3 protein-coding genes and 2 tRNA genes are annotated in these 3113 nt (G+C 64.7%); 4 read left to right on the plus strand and 1 reads right to left on the minus strand.

The genetic code is table 11. The features are described 5' to 3' along the window. Positions 1 to 56: transfer RNA gene (locus AC2VON_RS19965), tRNA-Gly, on the minus strand. 136 nt (positions 57 to 192) lie between these two features. Here AC2VON_RS19965 and AC2VON_RS19970 point away from each other — a divergent pair. The 4 genes from AC2VON_RS19970 to AC2VON_RS19985 form a co-directional block, all read left to right on the plus strand. Then, positions 193 to 266: transfer RNA gene (locus AC2VON_RS19970), tRNA-Pro, on the plus strand. 26 nt (positions 267 to 292) lie between these two features. Beyond that, positions 293 to 1792, plus strand: coding sequence for a trigger factor (gene tig, locus AC2VON_RS19975; RefSeq protein ID WP_486954495.1), 1500 nt, complete (start codon positions 293 to 295; stop codon positions 1790 to 1792). A 107-nt stretch (positions 1793 to 1899) separates the two neighbouring features. Next, the gene (locus tag AC2VON_RS19980) at positions 1900 to 2502 is read left to right on the plus strand and encodes an ATP-dependent Clp protease proteolytic subunit (RefSeq protein WP_486954496.1); all 603 of its coding nucleotides are present in this window, start codon (positions 1900 to 1902) and stop codon (positions 2500 to 2502) included. Beyond that, on the plus strand, positions 2499 to 3113 hold a 615-nt coding region (locus AC2VON_RS19985), incomplete at its 3' end, for an ATP-dependent Clp protease proteolytic subunit (RefSeq protein ID WP_486954497.1). The genes AC2VON_RS19980 and AC2VON_RS19985, both read left to right, overlap by 4 nt.

A 3113-nucleotide genomic window follows, 5' to 3' on the forward strand; every position in this document is an offset into this window, starting at 1 on the left:
GACGGGAATCGAACCCGCGTGGCTAGCTTGGAAGGCTAGGGCTCTACCATTGAGCTACGCCCGCATTCCAGCCAGACTGTACCGGCTCTACCGGTGCCGACGACAGCGGAACCAACCGACCTTTCAGGTGGCTTTGCTGTGCGGTCCGGTGCCTGGGCGGCGTCGTCGGGTCGTAGGATCGCGAGGTCAGTGCGGGGTGTAGCGCAGCTTGGTAGCGCATCCGCTTTGGGAGCGGAAGGCCGCAGGTTCAAATCCTGTCACCCCGACGTCAACGACACCGAGGAGTACGCCCGTGAAGAGCACCGTCGAGCAGTTGACCCCGACCAGGGTTCGCATCAATGTGGAGGTGCCGTTCACTGAGCTGAAGCCCGAGTACGACAAGACCTACAAGGAGCTGGCCAAACAGGTGCGGCTGCCCGGGTTCCGCCCCGGGAAGGCGCCCGCCCAGCTGCTGGAGGCGCGGTTCGGCCGGGATGCTGTGCTGGACCGGGTGATCAATCAGGCAGTGCCCGCGCGTTACGGCCAGGCGGTGACCGACTCCGACTTGCGCCCGTTGGGCCAGCCCCAGATCGAGGTGACCAAGCGGGAGTACGGCGAGGAGCTGGTTTTCACCGCCGAGGTCGACGTGCGCCCCGAGATCAGGTTGCCGGATCTGACCGAGTTGAAGATCACGGTCGACCCCGTCGAGGTCGCCGACGACGAGGTCGACGCCGAGTTGGAGGCGCTGCGTGCCCGGTTCGCTACTTTGACCGGCGTCGATCGCCCGGCCGCCGACGGCGACTTCGTCTCGATCGACCTGTCGGCCACCGTCGACGGCGAGGTGGTGCCGCAAGCGAGCGCCGAGGGTTTGTCGCACCGGGTGGGTTCGGGCCAGCTCGTCGAGGGCCTCGATGATGCGATCGTCGGCATGTCGGCCGGTGAGAGCAAGGTCTTCACCACCACGCTTGCCGCGGGCCCCGGTGCCGGGACGGAGGCCGACGCGACGGTGACCGTCGGATCCGTCAAAAAACGTGAACTGCCTGAGGCCGACGACGAGTTCGCACAACTGGCAAGCGAATTCGACACAATCGACGAACTGCGGTCCAGCCTGGCCGACCGGGTGCGCCTGGCCAAGCGCATCCAGCAGGCGGAGAAGATACGCGAAGCGACGTTGGACGCCTTGGTCGAGCAGGTCGAGATGCCGTTGCCGGAGGCGGTGGTGCAAGCCTACGTCGACAACGCCTTGCACACCGCCCTGCACGGCCTGGACCACGACGAGAACAAGTTCGCCGAGAAATTGGTCGATGAGGGATCTTCACGTGCGGAGTTCGACGCCAAGACTCGCGGGGAGGCGGAGAAGTCGGTCAAGACGCAGCTGCTGCTGGATGCGCTGGGAGACAGCTTGCAGATCTGGGTCGGCCAGCAAGACCTCACCCGACACCTGGTGTTGATGTCGCGCCAGTACGGAATCCAGCCGCAGCAACTGCTCTCGCATCTGCAGCAGAACAACCAGCTGCCCGCGGTGCTCGCCGACGCCCGGCGCGGGCTGACGATCGCCGCGGCGGTTCGCGAAGCCACCGTCACCGACAGGGACGGCAACGTCATCGACACCGCCGAGTTTTTCGGGGAAGCACCGGAGGTCGACGATGCCGAGGCGCGAGCCGAAGCTGAGGAGGCCGACCAGAGAGCACCGGAGGCCGACGATGCCGAGGCGCGAGCCGAGGCTGAGGAGGCCGACCAGAGAGCACCGGAGGCCGACCAGAAAACCCAGGACGCTCCCGAAGCCAACCAGCCAAACGACGACACCGAGTAACGCGGTGAGTGAACCTCTAAGCGAACATGGCCACTTCGGGCGGCCCGCCACACCGCCGGTTGGTTAGGGTCGGTGCATATGAACCTCGAGAAAGCAGGTATCCCACTGTGAGCGAAACGGCTGACATGCGATCGAACGGGCAGGGCCTGAACCTCGTTGACTCCGTCTATGAGCGCTTGCTGCGGGAGCGGATCATCTTTTTAGGCTCACAGGTCGACGACGACATCGCCAATCGGCTATGCGCACAGATCCTGCTGCTGGCCGCCGAAGACCCGGCGAAAGACATCTCGCTGTACATCAACTCCCCGGGCGGGTCGATCAGCGCGGGTATGGCGATTTACGACACCATGGTGCTGGCGTCGTGTGACATCGCCACCTATGCGATGGGTATGGCCGCGTCGATGGGGGAGTTCCTGCTGGCCGCGGGCACTAAAGGTAAACGCTACGCGCTACCCCACGCGCGCATCCTGATGCATCAACCGCTCGGCGGCGTGACCGGCAGCGCGGCCGACATCGCGATCCAGGCCGAGCAGTTCGCCGTGATCAAAAAGGAGATGTTCCGGCTCAACGCCGAGTTCACTGGTCAACCGATCGAGCGCATCGAGGCCGACTCCGACCGCGACCGCTGGTTCACCGCCGCCGAAGCCCTGGAATACGGCTTCGTCGACCACATCATCACCCGCGCCCAGACCAACGGAGCCAAATCATGAACCCAGAGACCCAGCCGCGGGCCCGCTACATCCTGCCGTCGTTCATCGAGCACTCGAGTTGGGGTGTCAAGGAGTCCAACCCGTACAACAAGCTGTTTGAGGAACGGATCATCTTCCTCGGGGTACAGGTCGACGACGCCTCGGCCAACGACATCATGGCGCAGCTGCTGGTGCTTGAGTCGCTGGACCCCGACCGCGACATAACCATGTACATCAACTCGCCGGGCGGCTCGTTCACCTCGCTGATGGCGATCTACGACACCATGCAGTACGTGCGGGCCGACATTCAGACCGTCTGTCTGGGTCAGGCCGCCTCGGCGGCGGCGGTGCTGCTGGCCGCCGGAACCCCCGGCAAGAGGTTGGCACTGCCCAACGCCCGGGTGCTGATTCACCAGCCGTCGTTGTCCGGGGTGATCCAGGGGCAATTCTCCGACCTGGAGATCCAGGCCGCCGAGATCGAGCGGATGCGCACCCTGATGGAATCCACGCTGGCTCGGCATACCGGCAAGGCCGCAGACGTGATCCGCAAGGACACCGACCGCGACAAAATCCTCACCGCCGAAGAGGCCAAGGACTACGGAATCATCGACACCGTGCTGGAGTACCGCAAG

It is taken from the genome of Mycobacterium sp. TH-M82 (genome assembly GCF_057473605.1).